This is a genomic window from Streptomyces sp. NPDC058701, assembly GCF_042715295.1.
Taxonomy (GTDB): domain Bacteria; phylum Actinomycetota; class Actinomycetes; order Streptomycetales; family Streptomycetaceae; genus Streptomyces.
Map to the genome: position 1 here is coordinate 43,572 of NZ_JBHXSY010000014.1, position 13,029 is coordinate 56,600.

General features: G+C 71.9%; 15 protein-coding genes and 1 tRNA gene. 7 read left to right on the top strand and 9 right to left on the bottom strand.

Going from position 1 to position 13,029, the window contains the following annotated elements:
- From ACFWW8_RS17430 to ACFWW8_RS17445, 4 genes are all read right to left on the bottom strand, one after another.
- Complete coding sequence (locus ACFWW8_RS17430) at positions 1-237, bottom strand: hypothetical protein (protein ID WP_386529659.1); 237 nt, start codon at positions 235-237, stop codon at positions 1-3.
- A 253-nt stretch (positions 238-490) separates the two neighbouring features.
- A tRNA-Pro gene (locus tag ACFWW8_RS17435) sits at positions 491-564 on the bottom strand.
- A 40-nt stretch (positions 565-604) separates the two neighbouring features.
- Positions 605-877 carry a Pr6Pr family membrane protein gene (locus tag ACFWW8_RS17440; protein ID WP_386529858.1) on the bottom strand — a complete coding sequence of 91 codons (273 nt, stop codon included), beginning with the start codon at positions 875-877 and terminating at the stop codon, positions 605-607.
- 171 nt (positions 878-1,048) lie between these two features.
- The gene (locus tag ACFWW8_RS17445; RefSeq protein WP_386529660.1) at positions 1,049-2,017 is read right to left on the bottom strand and encodes a metallophosphoesterase; all 969 of its coding nucleotides are present in this window, start codon (positions 2,015-2,017) and stop codon (positions 1,049-1,051) included.
- A gap of 68 nt (positions 2,018-2,085) precedes the next feature.
- Between ACFWW8_RS17445 and ACFWW8_RS17450 the strand changes: the two genes are divergently transcribed.
- Positions 2,086-2,547: a GatB/YqeY domain-containing protein gene (locus ACFWW8_RS17450; protein ID WP_386529661.1), complete on the top strand. Its 462-nt coding sequence runs from the start codon at positions 2,086-2,088 to the stop codon at positions 2,545-2,547.
- Positions 2,548-2,705: 158 nt separating this feature from the next.
- On the opposite strand, the gene ACFWW8_RS17455 is transcribed toward ACFWW8_RS17450, so the two are convergent.
- Entirely contained in the window at positions 2,706-5,000 is a 2,295-nt protein-coding gene (locus tag ACFWW8_RS17455; RefSeq protein ID WP_386529663.1) for a transglycosylase domain-containing protein, read from the bottom strand.
- A 397-nt stretch (positions 5,001-5,397) separates the two neighbouring features.
- Between ACFWW8_RS17455 and ACFWW8_RS17460 the strand changes: the two genes are divergently transcribed.
- Positions 5,398-5,748 carry a WhiB family transcriptional regulator gene (locus ACFWW8_RS17460; RefSeq protein ID WP_267721232.1) on the top strand — a complete coding sequence of 117 codons (351 nt, stop codon included), beginning with the start codon at positions 5,398-5,400 and terminating at the stop codon, positions 5,746-5,748.
- 29 nt (positions 5,749-5,777) lie between these two features.
- Here the strand turns inward: ACFWW8_RS17460 and ACFWW8_RS17465 are convergent, their stop codons facing one another.
- A complete protein-coding gene (locus ACFWW8_RS17465; RefSeq protein ID WP_386529664.1) occupies positions 5,778-7,190 on the bottom strand; it encodes an ArsA family ATPase in 1,413 nt (470 codons plus the stop codon).
- Positions 7,187-8,167 (bottom strand): ArsA family ATPase, encoded by a 981-nt coding sequence (locus ACFWW8_RS17470; RefSeq protein WP_386529666.1) that lies wholly within the window; start codon positions 8,165-8,167, stop codon positions 7,187-7,189. The genes ACFWW8_RS17465 and ACFWW8_RS17470 overlap by 4 nt, the downstream gene beginning before the upstream one ends.
- Positions 8,168-8,239: 72 nt before the next feature.
- Here ACFWW8_RS17470 and ACFWW8_RS17475 point away from each other — a divergent pair, with 72 nt between their 5' ends.
- From ACFWW8_RS17475 to ACFWW8_RS17495, 5 genes are all read left to right on the top strand, one after another.
- Positions 8,240-8,401 carry a DUF4177 domain-containing protein gene (locus ACFWW8_RS17475; RefSeq protein WP_007264966.1) on the top strand — a complete coding sequence of 54 codons (162 nt, stop codon included), beginning with the start codon at positions 8,240-8,242 and terminating at the stop codon, positions 8,399-8,401.
- Positions 8,398-8,871, top strand: a complete 474-nt coding sequence (locus tag ACFWW8_RS17480) for a RidA family protein (protein ID WP_386529667.1) — start codon at positions 8,398-8,400, stop codon at positions 8,869-8,871. The genes ACFWW8_RS17475 and ACFWW8_RS17480 overlap by 4 nt, the downstream gene beginning before the upstream one ends.
- 198 nt (positions 8,872-9,069) lie before the next feature.
- The gene (locus ACFWW8_RS17485) at positions 9,070-9,969 is read left to right on the top strand and encodes an NUDIX hydrolase (protein ID WP_386529669.1); all 900 of its coding nucleotides are present in this window, start codon (positions 9,070-9,072) and stop codon (positions 9,967-9,969) included.
- The gene (locus ACFWW8_RS17490; protein WP_386529671.1) at positions 9,966-10,811 is read left to right on the top strand and encodes an MBL fold metallo-hydrolase; all 846 of its coding nucleotides are present in this window, start codon (positions 9,966-9,968) and stop codon (positions 10,809-10,811) included. Before ACFWW8_RS17485 ends, ACFWW8_RS17490 begins: the two co-directional genes overlap by 4 nt.
- Positions 10,808-11,101 (top strand): hypothetical protein, encoded by a 294-nt coding sequence (locus tag ACFWW8_RS17495; protein WP_386529672.1) that lies wholly within the window; start codon positions 10,808-10,810, stop codon positions 11,099-11,101. The genes ACFWW8_RS17490 and ACFWW8_RS17495 overlap by 4 nt, the downstream gene beginning before the upstream one ends.
- An 89-nt stretch (positions 11,102-11,190) precedes the next feature.
- On the opposite strand, the gene ACFWW8_RS17500 is transcribed toward ACFWW8_RS17495, so the two are convergent.
- Together ACFWW8_RS17500 and ACFWW8_RS17505 are read right to left on the bottom strand one after the other, a co-directional pair.
- Positions 11,191-11,991, bottom strand: coding sequence for a nucleotidyltransferase domain-containing protein (locus ACFWW8_RS17500; protein ID WP_386529674.1), 801 nt, complete (start codon positions 11,989-11,991; stop codon positions 11,191-11,193).
- A gap of 121 nt (positions 11,992-12,112) precedes the next feature.
- The gene (locus tag ACFWW8_RS17505; protein WP_003981529.1) at positions 12,113-12,787 is read right to left on the bottom strand and encodes a Crp/Fnr family transcriptional regulator; all 675 of its coding nucleotides are present in this window, start codon (positions 12,785-12,787) and stop codon (positions 12,113-12,115) included.
- Positions 12,788-13,029 lie beyond the last annotated feature (242 nt).

Consider the following 13,029-nt stretch of genomic DNA (forward strand, 5'->3'; position numbering starts at 1 on the left):
TCACTGCCAACCGTTGACGCAGCTCAGCCGCGGCAACAGACCCACGACGGGCCGGGGCACGTACTGCGCGAGCAGATCGGGCAGCGGCAGCGACAGCGACACCGGCGCCGAACAGAACTTCTCCGGCACGGCCCCGGCCCCGGCCGCACCGTCCGCCGCCGCTGCCTCGGCCGGTACCAGCAGGACCAGGAGTGCCGCGGCCGGCACCAGCGCTGCGGCGATCTTCTTGACGCTCATCGGTGTCTCCGTGTCGTGGAAGAGCGGGTGGTCATCCGGCTGTCGGCCGGTGAGAACCACCCTGTCAGCGCCGCACCCCACCCCACACGAAGACCGCTGTCATCTTGTTGCACCCCACCCCCCAACTTCGTGCCACCCCACCCGCGCCCAGACGGGAGGGCACCCGGCCGCGCAAGCCACCCGAACGGGCACCACGCACAAACAGGTGAGGCGCCCACCGAATCCGGTAGGCGCCTCACCTGGTACTACAGCGTCGGGGTGGCGGGATTTGAACCCACGACCTCTTCGTCCCGAACGAAGCGCGCTGCCAAGCTGCGCTACACCCCGAGCGTCGCCTTGGCAGCGTGTGCTGTCCTGGCGACATCGATTACTTTAGCGGACCTCCGGCCGGAGACGAAATCCGGTTTTCGCGGGCCGGGTGCACGGCCAGGGGTGACGCCCGGCGGAAGCGGTCCGCCGCCACCAGCGCGAGCCCCAGGGCGTGGACGGCGAGGCCCAGGACGGCGGCGTTCAGTGCGACGGCCGCGTAGCCGTACCGGGCCGCGTCGGGGAAGGGGTGCGGGTAGCGGCCCCGCGTACCGGGGGCCAGGAGGGCGCCCCGGACCAGGGCGAAGGTGACGTACGCCAGCGGATAGGCCAGGCACTGGGCGGGCGTGGCGCGGGCGCAGGGTGCGCGGGGCCAGCGGCACGCTGTCGTGGACGCATTCGATGGCGATCCCCGTCACCGCCGCCGCGGCGATCAGGGGTGCGGAAGCCCGTGGCGGCGCCGAGGGTGCGACGGCGGGAGAGCGGCGGCGGGGGGATCGCGCCGTCAACGGACGGGGGCCGGCCCCCGCAGGTCCCCGGTGCCGGGCGTCAACGTCAGGAGCGTCGCCTCCGGCGGGCAGGCGAAGCGGACCGGGGTGTACCGGTTGGTCCCGCAGCCCGCCGAGACGTGGAGGTACGCGCGGTTGCCCTCCGCCTCGTGCGTGGAGAGCCCCTTCACCCGCTTCGTGTCCAGGTCGCAGTTGGTGACGAGCGCACCGTAGAAGGGGATGCACAGCTGCCCGCCGTGGGTGTGCCCGGCGAGGATCAGCGGGTACCGGTCGGCGGTGAAGGACTCCAGGACGCGCAGGTACGGGGCGTGCACGACGGCCATCGAGAAGTCGGCGTCCGCCTCCGGACCGCCCGCCACCCGTTCGTAGCGGTCCCGCTTGATGTGCGGGTCGTCCAGGCCGGTGAAGGCCAGCTCCAGGCCGTCCAGCTTCAGCCGGCCCCTCGTGTTGGTGAGGTTCAGCCAGCCCGCCGCGTCGAAGGCGTCCCTCAGGTCCTCCCACGGGTTGTGGACGGCGCCGACGACCGGCTTGTTGCCGTTCAGCCCGTGCCGGCCTTGGGTCCGCTCGATGAGGTAGCGCCCGGGGTTGCGCAGCCGCGGCCCGTAGTAGTCGTTGGACCCGAAGACGTACACCCCGGGGAAGTCCATCAGGGGGCCGAGGGCGTCGAGGACCTCCGGCACGCCGTCGGTGTCCGAGAGGTTGTCTCCGGTGTTCACGACGAAGTCGGGGCGCAGGCCGGCGAGGGCCTGGAGCCAGGCGCGCTTCTTCCGCTGCCCGCCGACCATGTGGATGTCCGACACCTGGAGTACGCGCAGAGGGCGCATCCCCGGGGGCAGGACGGGCACCGTGACCCGGCGCAGGCGGAACGACCGCGCCTCGAATCCGGCGGCATAGGCCACACCAGCGGTCCCCACCGCCGCGATTGCGGCAGCGGCCTTCAGGGGTACTCCGTAACGCGCGCGCATGGACCCATCGTCGCAGACGGGGAAAACACCCGGGCGCCATCGGCCCCGCACCTGGCAGACTCATGTCCATGACCACGCTCAAGGCCAAGCTCCAGGAAGACCTCACGACCGCCATCAGGGCGCGCGACGAGCTGCACTCGTCGACGCTGCGCCTGACCCTCTCCGCCATCACCAAGGAGGAGGTCGCCGGCAAGGAAGCCCGCGTGCTCTCCGACGACGAAGTCCTCAAGGTGATCGCGAAGGAGGCGAAGAAGCGCCGCGAGGCGGCGGACGCCTTCGCCCAGGGCGGCCGTCCCGAGCAGGCCGCCCGGGAGACCGCCGAGGGCGAGTTCCTCGACACGTACCTGCCCAAGCAGCTCACCGACGACGAGCTCGTCGCGATCGTGACGCAGGCCGTCGAGGAGGCCAGGGCGGCGGGTGCCGAGGGGCCGCGGGCCATGGGCGCCGTCATGAAGATCGTGAACCCGAAGGTGGCCGGGCTGGCCGAGGGCGGGCGCGTCGCCGCCGTCGTCAAGCAGCAGCTCTCCTGACCCGGTCCAACGGGTCCAACGGGTCCAACGCGGCAAACGCGTCAAGCCGTTGAAAGCGTTGAACGGGTGAGGGCCCGGCCGGATGATCCGGCCGGGCCCTCACCCGTTCGTTCCGCTGCCTCCGGTACTGCGTACCCCGGACTCCGGCAGCCCGCGCCCTACTGCCCGATCCCCGGGAGGGGGAATGGGAAGGGGTACTCCGGGTCGGCCCCGCCGTTGCCGCCGCCGTTGCCGCCATCGCCGCCGCCGTTCGCGGCTCCGGCGTTGGTCTGACCGCCGGGGCGGCCGCCGGGCTTGCTGTCCCCGCCCGGCCTGCCCGGCTTGCCGGGCTTGCTCGGGTTGGCCGCCGGAGGCTTGCTGCCCCGCGGGCCGCCCGCCGGGACGCTCGGCTCGGGGATGCTGACCGTGGTGAAACCGGGGGCCTCGCGCCCGGACAGCGCGCCCGAGACCGCGTCCTTCCAGATCGGACCGGGCAGCCCACCGCCGAAGACCTTGTCGTAGGACCGGCCGCCGATCACGATGTCCTCCATCGTGATCTTCTTCGCGCCGCCGGAGCCGACCCACACCGCGCCGGAGACGTTCGGCGTGTAGCCGACGAACCAGGCGTTGTAGCGGTTGTCCGTCGTACCGGTCTTGCCCGCGCTGTCGCGGTCGCTCAGACCGGCCCGTTCACCGGTACCGGAGTCCACCACCCCGCGCAGCAGCGTGTTGATGGTGTCCGCGGTGTCCTGCGACATCGCCCGGTCGCACTTGGACTTCGGCACCGCCAGGGCCTTGCCGTGCGAGTCGGTGATCGACTCGATGGCGACCGGGGTGCAGTAGGTGCCGCGGTTGGCGAAGGCCGCGTACGCGTTGGCCATCGTCAGCGGGGACATCTCCTCCGAGCCGAGCGCGATGGCCGGACCGTCGGCCAGCTTCGCGCCGCTCGCCGGGACGACACCGAGCTTCTTCGTCATCTCGGACACCGGGCACAGGCCGATCTCGGAGATCATCTCGACGAAGTAGGTGTTGATCGACTTCTCCATGGCCGTCCGCAGCGCATAGGGGCCGATCTCGTCCTCGGTCTCGTTCTCCGCCGTCTCCTTTTTGTTGACGTTGATGTACTGCGAGCCGTCGCAGCGGGAGATCGGGCTCGGGTAGTCCATCTTGTTCGGCGCCTGGTAGACCTTCGTCGGCGGCAGGCCCTGCTCCAGCGCGGCGGCCGCGATGAAGGGCTTGAAGGTCGAGCCGACCTGGAAGCCGAAGTTCGAGCCGCCCATCCGCTTGTCCACGGAGTAGTTGATCTGGGTCTCGTTCTTGCCGAAGCCGTACGGCTTGGACTGACCCATCGCCAGGATCCGTCCGGTGCCCGGCTGGACCAGGGTGACCGCCGTCGCGATCGAGTCCTCCTGGTACACGTGGTCCTTGATCGACTCGTTGGCCGCGTCCTGCGACTGCGGGTCCAGGGTCGTCCGTACGGTGAGGCCGCCCTGGTTCCAGACCTTGGCCCGCTCCTCGCGCGTCTTGCCGAAGACGCTGTCGGTCAGGAACGTGTTGCGCACGTAGTCGCAGAAGAAGCCGGCGCCCTTGACCGCGGTGATGCAGCCGTTGCGCGGCTTCGTCACCTTCAGGGTGACGGGCTTGGCCTTCGCCGCGTCCGCCTCGGCCTGCGAGACGTCCTTGATGTCGGCCATGCGCTGCAGGACGATGTTGCGGCGCTTCATCGCCTCCTGCGCGTCGTTCACCGGGTCGTACCGGCTCGGCGACTGCACGATGCCCGCGAGCAGCGCCGACTCCTCCAGCGCCAGGTCCTTGGCGGGCTTGCTGAAGTAGCGCTGGGCCGCGGACTCGACGCCGTAGGCCTGCTGGCCGAAGTACGTGATGTTGAGGTAGTTCTCGAGGATCTTCTTCTTCCCGAGTTCCTCCTCGACCTGGATCGAGTACTTCAACTCGCGGATCTTGCGGCCGAGGCTCTTCTCCTGTGCCTCGCGCACCTTCGTCTCGTCGTCGCCGGCCTCTTCGACGAAGACGTTCTTCACGTACTGCTGGGTAAGGGTGGAGGCGCCCTGCGCCGCGCCGCCCTCCTGCGCGTTGCGGTTGACCGCGCGCAGGATGCCTTTGAGGTCGACGGCTCCGTGTTCGTAGAAACGGGAGTCCTCGATCGCGACGATCGCCTTCTGCATGTACGGGGAGACCGCCGTGAGCGGGACCACCTGCCGGTCCCGTGAATAGACGGTGGCGATCAGGCCACCCTCGGAGTCCAGGATCGTGGTCCGCTGGCTCAGCGGCGGAGTTTTGAGATTGGCCGGGATCTCGTCGAATCCCTCGACCGTGCCCTTGGCCGCCAGCCCCAGGGCGCCTGCCGCCGGGATGGCCATGCCTGCCAGTACAACTCCGGAGAGAACGGACACTCCGAGGAACTTGGCGGCCTGCTGGCTCCCCGTGAGCCCGCCGCCCGAGCGCTTCTTTCCCATGGGGGGCAGCCTACGTTCTCATTCACCGGACACACGCGAATGCCTTGGCCTAAGCTGTCCCCAACTGTCACAGCAGTGCGGCGCGACATCAACCCCTCGGCTTGATTTTCACCCTTCCCGAATGGGGTGGACGCATGTCCGAATCCCGCCCTCTGTGTCATCCGAGCCCCGCCGGTGCTATCCCGATTTCACCCGAATCGCCGGAATGGCCGGGCATGTCGCCGGATCACTCCGTCGGGTGATCTGCCGCTTACCCATAGTCCGTTCGGACCATTCAAGATTGGGCCCGTCGGGGGTGTTGCGCGGTGCCCACCTTCCGTAACGTCCTCAACTGGCAGCGGTGAATATGCCTCTGCCGCCGTGGGGGAGCCTCGATTCGGGAGAGGACGGCGCCGGGATGGGCTGGGTTACCGACTGGAGTGCGCAGGCAGCCTGCCGCACTACCGATCCGGATGAACTGTTCGTTCAAGGAGCGGCACAGAACAGGGCCAAGGCGGTGTGCACCGGATGTCCGGTGCGGACCGAATGCCTGGCCGACGCCCTCGACAATCGCGTCGAGTTCGGCGTGTGGGGCGGAATGACCGAGCGGGAACGACGTGCGCTGCTGCGCAGGCGTCCCACCGTCACCTCGTGGCGACGGCTGCTCGAAACCGCTCGTACGGAGTACGAGCGCAGCACCGGCATCCTCACCATGGATGACGACACGGAGATCGACGTTCCGTACGAGACGTACGCGGCAGCCGGGTAGACCACCCGGGCACCACGTCGTAAGGACGTCTACGCTCCGGCCGGAACCCCGGCCGCGAGTCGCTCTCCGATGGCCCGCAGCCCGGCGAGGTCGTGCACGTCGCCGGGCAGGGCGGCCACTTCGGTTACCGCCACTTCGGGGTGCAGTGAGGTGAAGCGGTCGCGTGTGCGTCGTTCACGCGCGATCACCTGCATCCTCTCGGCGTGCAGGCGCAGCAGCCCCGCCGTGATCACGTCCACCGTGATCGCGCCGTCGGCCGCGTGCGCGCCGTTTTCGTCGGTCTCGGCGTTCTCGTCGTACGGGTCTCGCGCATCGTGCGAGCCGTCCGCGTCGTGCGTGCCGTGTACGTCGTGCGTGTCGACTTCCGCGGTGTCGCGTGCGGCGCTGGGGGAGCCGGTCTCGGGAGTTCCCGCGGGAGCCTCGGCGGCCTCCGCGGCCGCGTCACGAAGTCCAGCTTTCCCGGACTCCTGATCGACAATGCCGCCTTCCTCAAGATTCTCTGCGGCGGCCAACGCCCGCTCCGCGGACAGCTGGTCGGCGCCGCTTTCGTGCACCCGGTTCAGGACCAGCCCCGCCAGCGGCATGCGTTCCGCGGCCAGCCGCTCGACGAAGTACGCCGCCTCGCGCAGCGCGTCCGGCTCCGGGGCCGCGACCACCAGGAAGGCCGTCCCGGGAGCCTGGAGCAGCCGGAACGTGGCGTCCGCCCGGGTGCGGAAGCCGCCGAACATCGTGTCCATCGCGGCCACGAAGGTCTGTACGTCCTTCAGCAGCGAGGCACCCATCAGCTTGCTCAGCGTGCCCGTCATCATCGACATGCCGACATTCAGGAACTTCATCCCGGCCCGGCCGCCCACCTTCGCCGGAGCCATCAGCACCCGGATGAACTTCCCGTCCAGGAAGGACCCGAGGCGCTTCGGAGCGTCCAGGAAGTCCAGCGCCGAGCGGCTCGGCGGGGTGTCCACGATGATCAGGTCCCAGTCGTCCCGGGCCCGCAGCTGCCCCAGCTTCTCCATCGCCATGTACTCCTGCGTGCCCGCGAAGCCGGCCGACAGCGACTGGTAGAAGGGGTTGGCCAGAATGGCCCGGGCGCGCTCGCCGTCCGCGTGCGCCTCGACGATCTCGTCGAAGGTCCGCTTCATGTCCAGCATCATGGCGTGCAGTTCACCGCCGTCCGCCCCCACGGAATCCACCTTGCGCGGGGTGTTGTCCAGCGAGTCGATGCCCATCGACTGGGCGAGCCGGCGCGCCGGGTCGATGGTCAGCACCACCGCCTTGCGCCCGCGCCCGGCCGCCCGTACGCCCAGTGCCGCGGCCGTGGTGGTCTTGCCGACCCCGCCCGAACCGCAGCACACGATGATCCGGGTCTCCCGGTCGTCCAGCAGCCGGTCGACCGCCAGCCGCGGCGGAGTGTCCAGGCCCACGGTGTCCACCCCCTCGCTCATTCGGCCACCGTCTGCTTCCGCAGGTCCTTGGCGAGCGCGTACAGCCCCGCCAGATCCATTCCCGTGCCCAGCAGGGGAAGTTCGTACGCGGGCACGTCCAGCCCGTTCAGCACGGCGCGCTGCGTGCGCTCCAGCTCCACCCGGCCCGCGTGCTCGGCCGCCTGCGCGAGCAGCGGGTCCACCAGCCGTTCGGCCAGCCCGCCGCGGCGCGCCCCGCCGAGTCCCGCCCGGGACAGCGCCCGCGCCACGTCGGCGCGGTGGTCGTCGGCCGCCGCGCGCAGCGTGTCCTCGTCCAGGTGGTGCGGCCGGACCATGTTCACCACGATCCGGCCCACCGGCAGCCCGGCCCCCCGGAGCTCCGCGATGCCGTCCGCGGTCTCCTGCACCGGCATCTCCTCCAGCAGGGTGACCAGGTGCACGGCCGTCTCGGGGGACTTGAGGACCTTCATGACGGCCTGCGCCTGGTTGTGGATCGGGCCGAACCGGGCCAGCCCCGCCACCTCGTCGTTCACGTTCAGGAAGCGGGTGATCCGGCCGGTCGGCGGCGCGTCCATGATCACGTGGTCGTAGACGAACCCGCCGGCCTTGTCCTTGCGCCGGACGGCCTCGCACGCCTTGCCGGTCAGCAGGACGTCCCGCAGCCCGGGGGCGATGGTCGTCGCGAAGTCGATCGCGCCGAGCTTCTTGAGGGCGCGGCCCGCAGAACCGAGCTTGTAGAACATCTGGAGGTAGTCCAGCAGCGCCCGCTCGGCGTCGATGGCGAGCGCGAAGACCTCACCGCCCCCGGGAGCGACCGCGATCTTCCGCTCCTCGTAGGGGAGCGCCTCGGCGCCGAAGAGCTGCGCGAGCCCCTGCCTGCCCTCGACCTCCACCAGTAGAGTCCGCCTGCCCTCGCGTGCGAGGGCGAGCGCGAGTGCGGCGGCGACCGTGGTCTTGCCGGTGCCGCCCTTGCCGCTGACCACCTGGAGCCTGCTCACAGCGTCCGAGCCTAACCACTCGGCCCACGGGGCGCGCAGGAGCCCCGCACCACAGGCACTACCCTCGCTCCCATGACCAAGAAGTTCGAATACGCGACCGTCCCGCTGCTGGTCCACGCCACCAAGCAGATCCTGGACACCTGGGGCGAGGACGGCTGGGAGCTCGTCCAGGTCGTGCCCGGGCCCAACAACCCCGAGCAGCTCGTGGCCTACCTCAAGCGGGAGAAGGCATGAGCGGCGTCGTCGAGGCGCGGCTGGCCGAGCTCGGCCTGACCCTGCCGGAGGTCGTCCCGCCGCTGGCCGCGTACCAGCCGGCCGTGCGGTCCGGGGCGTACGTGTACACCGCGGGCCAGCTCCCGATGGTCAAGGGCAGCATGCCGGTCACCGGCAAGGTCGGCGCCGAGGTCTCGGCGGAGCAGGCCAAGGAGCTCACCGCGGTCTGCGCGCTGAACGCCCTCGCCGCCGTCAAGTCGGTCGTCGGTGACCTCGACAAGATCGTGCGCGTCGTGAAGGTCGTCGGCTTCATCGCCTCGGCCCCCGACTTCACGGGCCAGCCGGGCGTGCTGAACGGCGCGAGCGAGCTGCTGGGCGAGGTCCTCGGCGAGAAGGGCGTCCACGCCCGCAGCGCCGTCGGCGTGGCGGTCCTCCCGCTGGACGCGCCCGTCGAGGTCGAGATCCAGGTCGAGGTCGAGCCCTCCGCCTGACGCGGCCGGCCGGCGCTTCGCCGGCCCGCCCGTCCGTCCGTCCGTACGGATACGGGCCGGGTCGCGCGGGGCGCGGACCGGCCCGTTCGCGTCGGTACCCCCGTACGGGCCGTGCCGCGGTCCGCTTTCGGGTCCCGGGCGGCCGGGCGCCGCACGGTGCCCCTCGAACATCGGGCCGGATGGCCGTAGCATCCCGCCATGCCGAATGGTCAGTACGGTCAGCAGCAGCCCCCCGCCGGAGGCCAGTGGTACCCGCCGGAGTGGCCCGACCGCATCCGCGCGCTCGCGGACGGCTCGATCACCCCGGTCGCACCGCGGCGGGCCGCCACCGTGATGCTGCTGCGCGACACCCCCGCCGGTCCCGCCGTGCACATGCTCCGCAGGCGGGCCTCGATGGCCTTCGCCGGCGGGGCGTACGCGTATCCCGGCGGCGGGGTCGACCCCCGCGACGAGGAGCACCAGGTCGGCTGGGCGGGTCCGTCCCGGAGCGACTGGGCCGCCCGGCTGGGCACCGATCCGGCCACCGCCCAGGCGATCGTCTGCGGAGCGGTCCGCGAGACCTTCGAGGAGGCGGGCGTCCTGCTCGCCGGCGAGACCCCGGACACCGTCGTGGGCGACACCACCGGCGACGACTGGGAGGCCGACCGTGCGGCCCTGGTCGCCCGCGAGCTGTCCTTCGCCGCGTTCCTGGACCGCCGCGGGCTGCGGCTGCGCTCCGACCTGCTGGGGGCGTGGGCGCGCTGGATCACCCCGGAGTTCGAGCCGCGCCGCTACGACACCTGGTTCTTCGTCGCCGCCCTCCCCGTCGGCCAGCGCACCCGCAACGCCTCCACCGAGGCGGACCGCACGGTCTGGATCCGGCCCGCCGACGCGGCCGCCGGGTACGACAGGGGCGAGCTGCTGATGATGCCGCCGACGATCTCCACCCTGCGTTCCCTGGAGCCGTACGGGAGCGCCGACGAGGCGCTCGGCGCCGCCGCGGCGCAGGACCTCGCCCCGGTCCTGGCCCGGGCCTCGCTGGAGGACGGCCAGCTGGTGCTGAGCTGGCCGGGCCACGACGAGTTCACGAAGCGAGTGCGTCCGGGAGGCCCCGCATGACCGACGCCGCCGCACTTCCCGGGCAGCCCCGCGGCCTGGTCGTCTCCGGGCCGGCCACCGCCCGCGCGGTCAACGTCCTGGCCCCCAACGCCTCCGCGATGACGCTGGACGGCACCAACACCTGGCTCCTGTCCGAGCCCGGCTCCGACCTGGCCGTCGTCGTCGACCCCGGCCCGCTGGACGAGGCGCACCTGCGCGCGGTCGTCGCCACCGCCGAGCGGGCGGGGAAGCGGATCGCGCTCACCCTCCTTACGCACGGCCACCCGGATCACGCCGAGGGCGCCGGCCGCTTCGCCGAGCTCACCGGCAGCAAGGTGCGCGCCCTGGACCCGGCCCTGCGCCTCGGCGACGAGGGCCTGGCCGCCGGGGACGTGATCCGGACCGGCGGACTGGAGCTGCGGGTGGTCCCGACCCCGGGCCACACCAGCGATTCGCTCTGCTTCCACCTGCCCGCCGACCGGGCCGTGCTGACGGGCGACACGATCCTCGGGCGCGGCACCACCGTCGTGGCGCACCCCGACGGCCGTCTGGGCGACTACCTGGACTCCCTGCGCCGGCTGCGCTCGCTCGCCGTCGACGACGGGGTGCACACGGTCCTGCCGGGGCACGGACCCGTCCTGGAGGACGCGCAGGGCGCCGTGGAGTTCTACCTGGCCCATCGGGCCCACCGCCTCGCCCAGGTGGAGACCGCCGTCGAGGACGGCCTCACCACCCCCGAGGCGGTCGTCGCCCGGGTCTACGCGGACGTCGACCGCTCGCTGTGGCCGGCCGCGGAATGGTCCGTCCGGGCGCAGCTCGAGTACCTTCAAGATCACGGACTGATCCCGGGAGGGCCCGAGTGAACGACCTGTTCCTGCTGCTGATGCTGGTCGCGACGGCCGGCTGGATCACCTCGGCGGTGACCCTGCGACTGCAGCGCCTGGAGCGCCGGGCGGACCGGGCGGAGCGCCGCCTGGGCCTGATCCTGGACCACCTCGGCATCGTCGAGCCGGAGCCGGCGGGCCTGGACGGGGTCCGGGCCCTGCTCCGCGACGGCCGCCGGATCGAGGCGATCAAGGCCTACCGCGGCGCCACGGGTGCGGGCCTGGCGGAGGCGAAGTCGGCCGTAGAGGCCCTGGACGTCGCCCTGTAGGCCGCTCAGGAGCCCTCCGGGGGGTAGGCGGTGTCTCGTCCCACTCGTTCCTGCCGTGCGGGCGTACGAAACGACTTTGACGACACCCCCTAGCGGGGGGTCTTGGTGCCGTGCACGGCCGCGTACTCGTCCGCGAGCCACGGGCCGAGGTCCTCGACGTACGCGCGGAGCACGGCCGGGTCGGCGACCGGGTCCAGGGCCACCGCGGCCGCCGCCCGCATCTGGGCCGCGCGCTGCGGGTAGTACCGGCCGAAGACCTCGGCGGACTCGGCGAGGTCGCTGGTCCAGCCGCCCCACCTCGGCATCACCAGCGTGAACCCGGTGCGCACCAGGTGCCGCGAGAGGCCCCGGGTCAGGCGGCGCAGTTCCTCCGGGGTCGAGGCGGCCGCGGCGCGGGCGCGCAGGCCCGGCAGCATGGCGGCCAGGTCGCCGTTGGTCTCCCGGGCGAGCAGGCTGTCCGGGCGGTAGCGCGGCAGGTGCTCGGCCAGGTCCGCGCCGAGGAGCGGGGTGCACAGGCAGGCGAGGAACCAGCCGAGGTCGTACCGCTCGGCCTCGCTCAGCAGGTTCTCCTTGCCGTGGAGCAGGATCCCCACCCCGTCGATCGCGGGGAAGTCCTCGTCCAGCCCGCGGGCCAGCACCTCGGCGGTGTCGCGGTCCTCGGCGGCGGGCTCGTGGTGCAGGGCGAGCAGCAGGTCCAGGTCGGACCGGCCCGGGCGGGCGGTCCCGCGCGGCACGGACCCGTACAGGTACGCGCTGTGCAGCCGGTGCCCGTACGCCTCGGCGGTCCGCGCCCGCGCGGCCGCGACGACGCCGGCGAAGGCGGCGGGCACCCGGCCCAGCGACCCCTCGCGCTCGAAGTACCCGTCCGCGTCCAGCCCCTTGTGCTTCATGGCTCCACTGTGCCCCGACGGCGGGCGGGGCGGTCCGGCGGGGGTGCGGGAGGCGGTCGCGGGACGCGCGAAGGGGCCCTGCCCGGCGTACGGACAGGACCCCTTCGGGGTGCGACGGGCGTCAGCGGGACCGCTTCGCGAGGCGCTCCACGTCCAGCAGGATCACGGCGCGCGCCTCCAGGCGCAGCCAGCCGCGGCCCGCGAAGTCGGCGAGGGCCTTGTTCACGGTCTCGCGGGAGGCGCCGACGAGCTGGGCGAGCTCCTCCTGCGTGAGGTCGTGCACCACGTGGATGCCTTCCTCGGACTGCACGCCGAAGCGGCGCGACAGGTCGAGGAGCGCCCGCGCCACACGGCCGGGAACGTCGGAGAAGACCAGGTCGGACATCTGGTCGTTGGTCTTGCGCAGGCGCCGGGCCACGGCGCGCAGCAGGGCGGTGGCGACCTCGGGCCGGGCGTTGAGCCAGGGCTGCAGGTCGCCGTGGCCGAGGCCGAGGAGCTTGACCTCGGTCAGCGCGGTGGCGGTGGCGGTGCGCGGGCCCGGGTCGAAGAGCGACAGCTCGCCGATCAGCTCGCCGGGGCCGAGGACGGCCAGCATGTTCTCGCGGCCGTCGGGGGAGGTGCGGTGGAGCTTCACCTTGCCCTCGGTCACGACATACAGCCGGTCACCGGGGTCGCCCTCGTGGAACAGGGCATCACCGCGGGCGAGGGTCACCTCGCCCATGGAGGCGCGGAGCTCCGCGGCCTGCTCGTCATCGAGCGCCGCGAAGAGCGGGGCACGCCGCAGTACGTCGTCCACGAGTCTCTCTCCTATGTCGACCAGCTCAGGGGACCGTGCTCCCCATTTTGCCGGACGGCTCAAACAGTGCGATCAGTCACAAGGATGCCGGACGGACGGGTGTGCTGTGCGGCGAGAGGCCAATCGGAGTGGTGTTACCTGAGGTCCGGGCGGGTGTCAGCGGCCGGCCTTAGGCTGGCCGGGTGTCCAATAAGCCGGTGAGAGCACAGGCCAAGGGGTCCGCAGGAGTGACGGCGGCCCGT

Bases quoted from the DNA above. Each gene is read 5' to 3' on its own strand.
- ACFWW8_RS17485 (WP_386529669.1), top strand. From the start codon at position 9,070: ATGCCGAATGGTCAGTACGGTCAGCAGCAGCCCCCCGCCGGAGGCCAG.
- ACFWW8_RS17460 (WP_267721232.1), top strand. From the start codon at position 5,398: ATGGGCTGGGTTACCGACTGGAGTGCGCAGGCAGCCTGCCGCACTACC.
- ACFWW8_RS17490 (WP_386529671.1), top strand. From the start codon at position 9,966: ATGACCGACGCCGCCGCACTTCCCGGGCAGCCCCGCGGCCTGGTCGTC.
- ACFWW8_RS17475 (WP_007264966.1), top strand. From the start codon at position 8,240: ATGACCAAGAAGTTCGAATACGCGACCGTCCCGCTGCTGGTCCACGCC.
- ACFWW8_RS17445 (WP_386529660.1), bottom strand. From the start codon at position 2,017: ATGCGCGCGCGTTACGGAGTACCCCTGAAGGCCGCTGCCGCAATCGCG.
- ACFWW8_RS17500 (WP_386529674.1), bottom strand. From the start codon at position 11,991: ATGAAGCACAAGGGGCTGGACGCGGACGGGTACTTCGAGCGCGAGGGG.
- ACFWW8_RS17455 (WP_386529663.1), bottom strand. From the start codon at position 5,000: ATGGGAAAGAAGCGCTCGGGCGGCGGGCTCACGGGGAGCCAGCAGGCC.
- ACFWW8_RS17450 (WP_386529661.1), top strand. From the start codon at position 2,086: ATGACCACGCTCAAGGCCAAGCTCCAGGAAGACCTCACGACCGCCATC.
- ACFWW8_RS17480 (WP_386529667.1), top strand. From the start codon at position 8,398: ATGAGCGGCGTCGTCGAGGCGCGGCTGGCCGAGCTCGGCCTGACCCTG.
- ACFWW8_RS17430 (WP_386529659.1), bottom strand. From the start codon at position 237: ATGAGCGTCAAGAAGATCGCCGCAGCGCTGGTGCCGGCCGCGGCACTC.
- ACFWW8_RS17465 (WP_386529664.1), bottom strand. From the start codon at position 7,190: ATGAGCGAGGGGGTGGACACCGTGGGCCTGGACACTCCGCCGCGGCTG.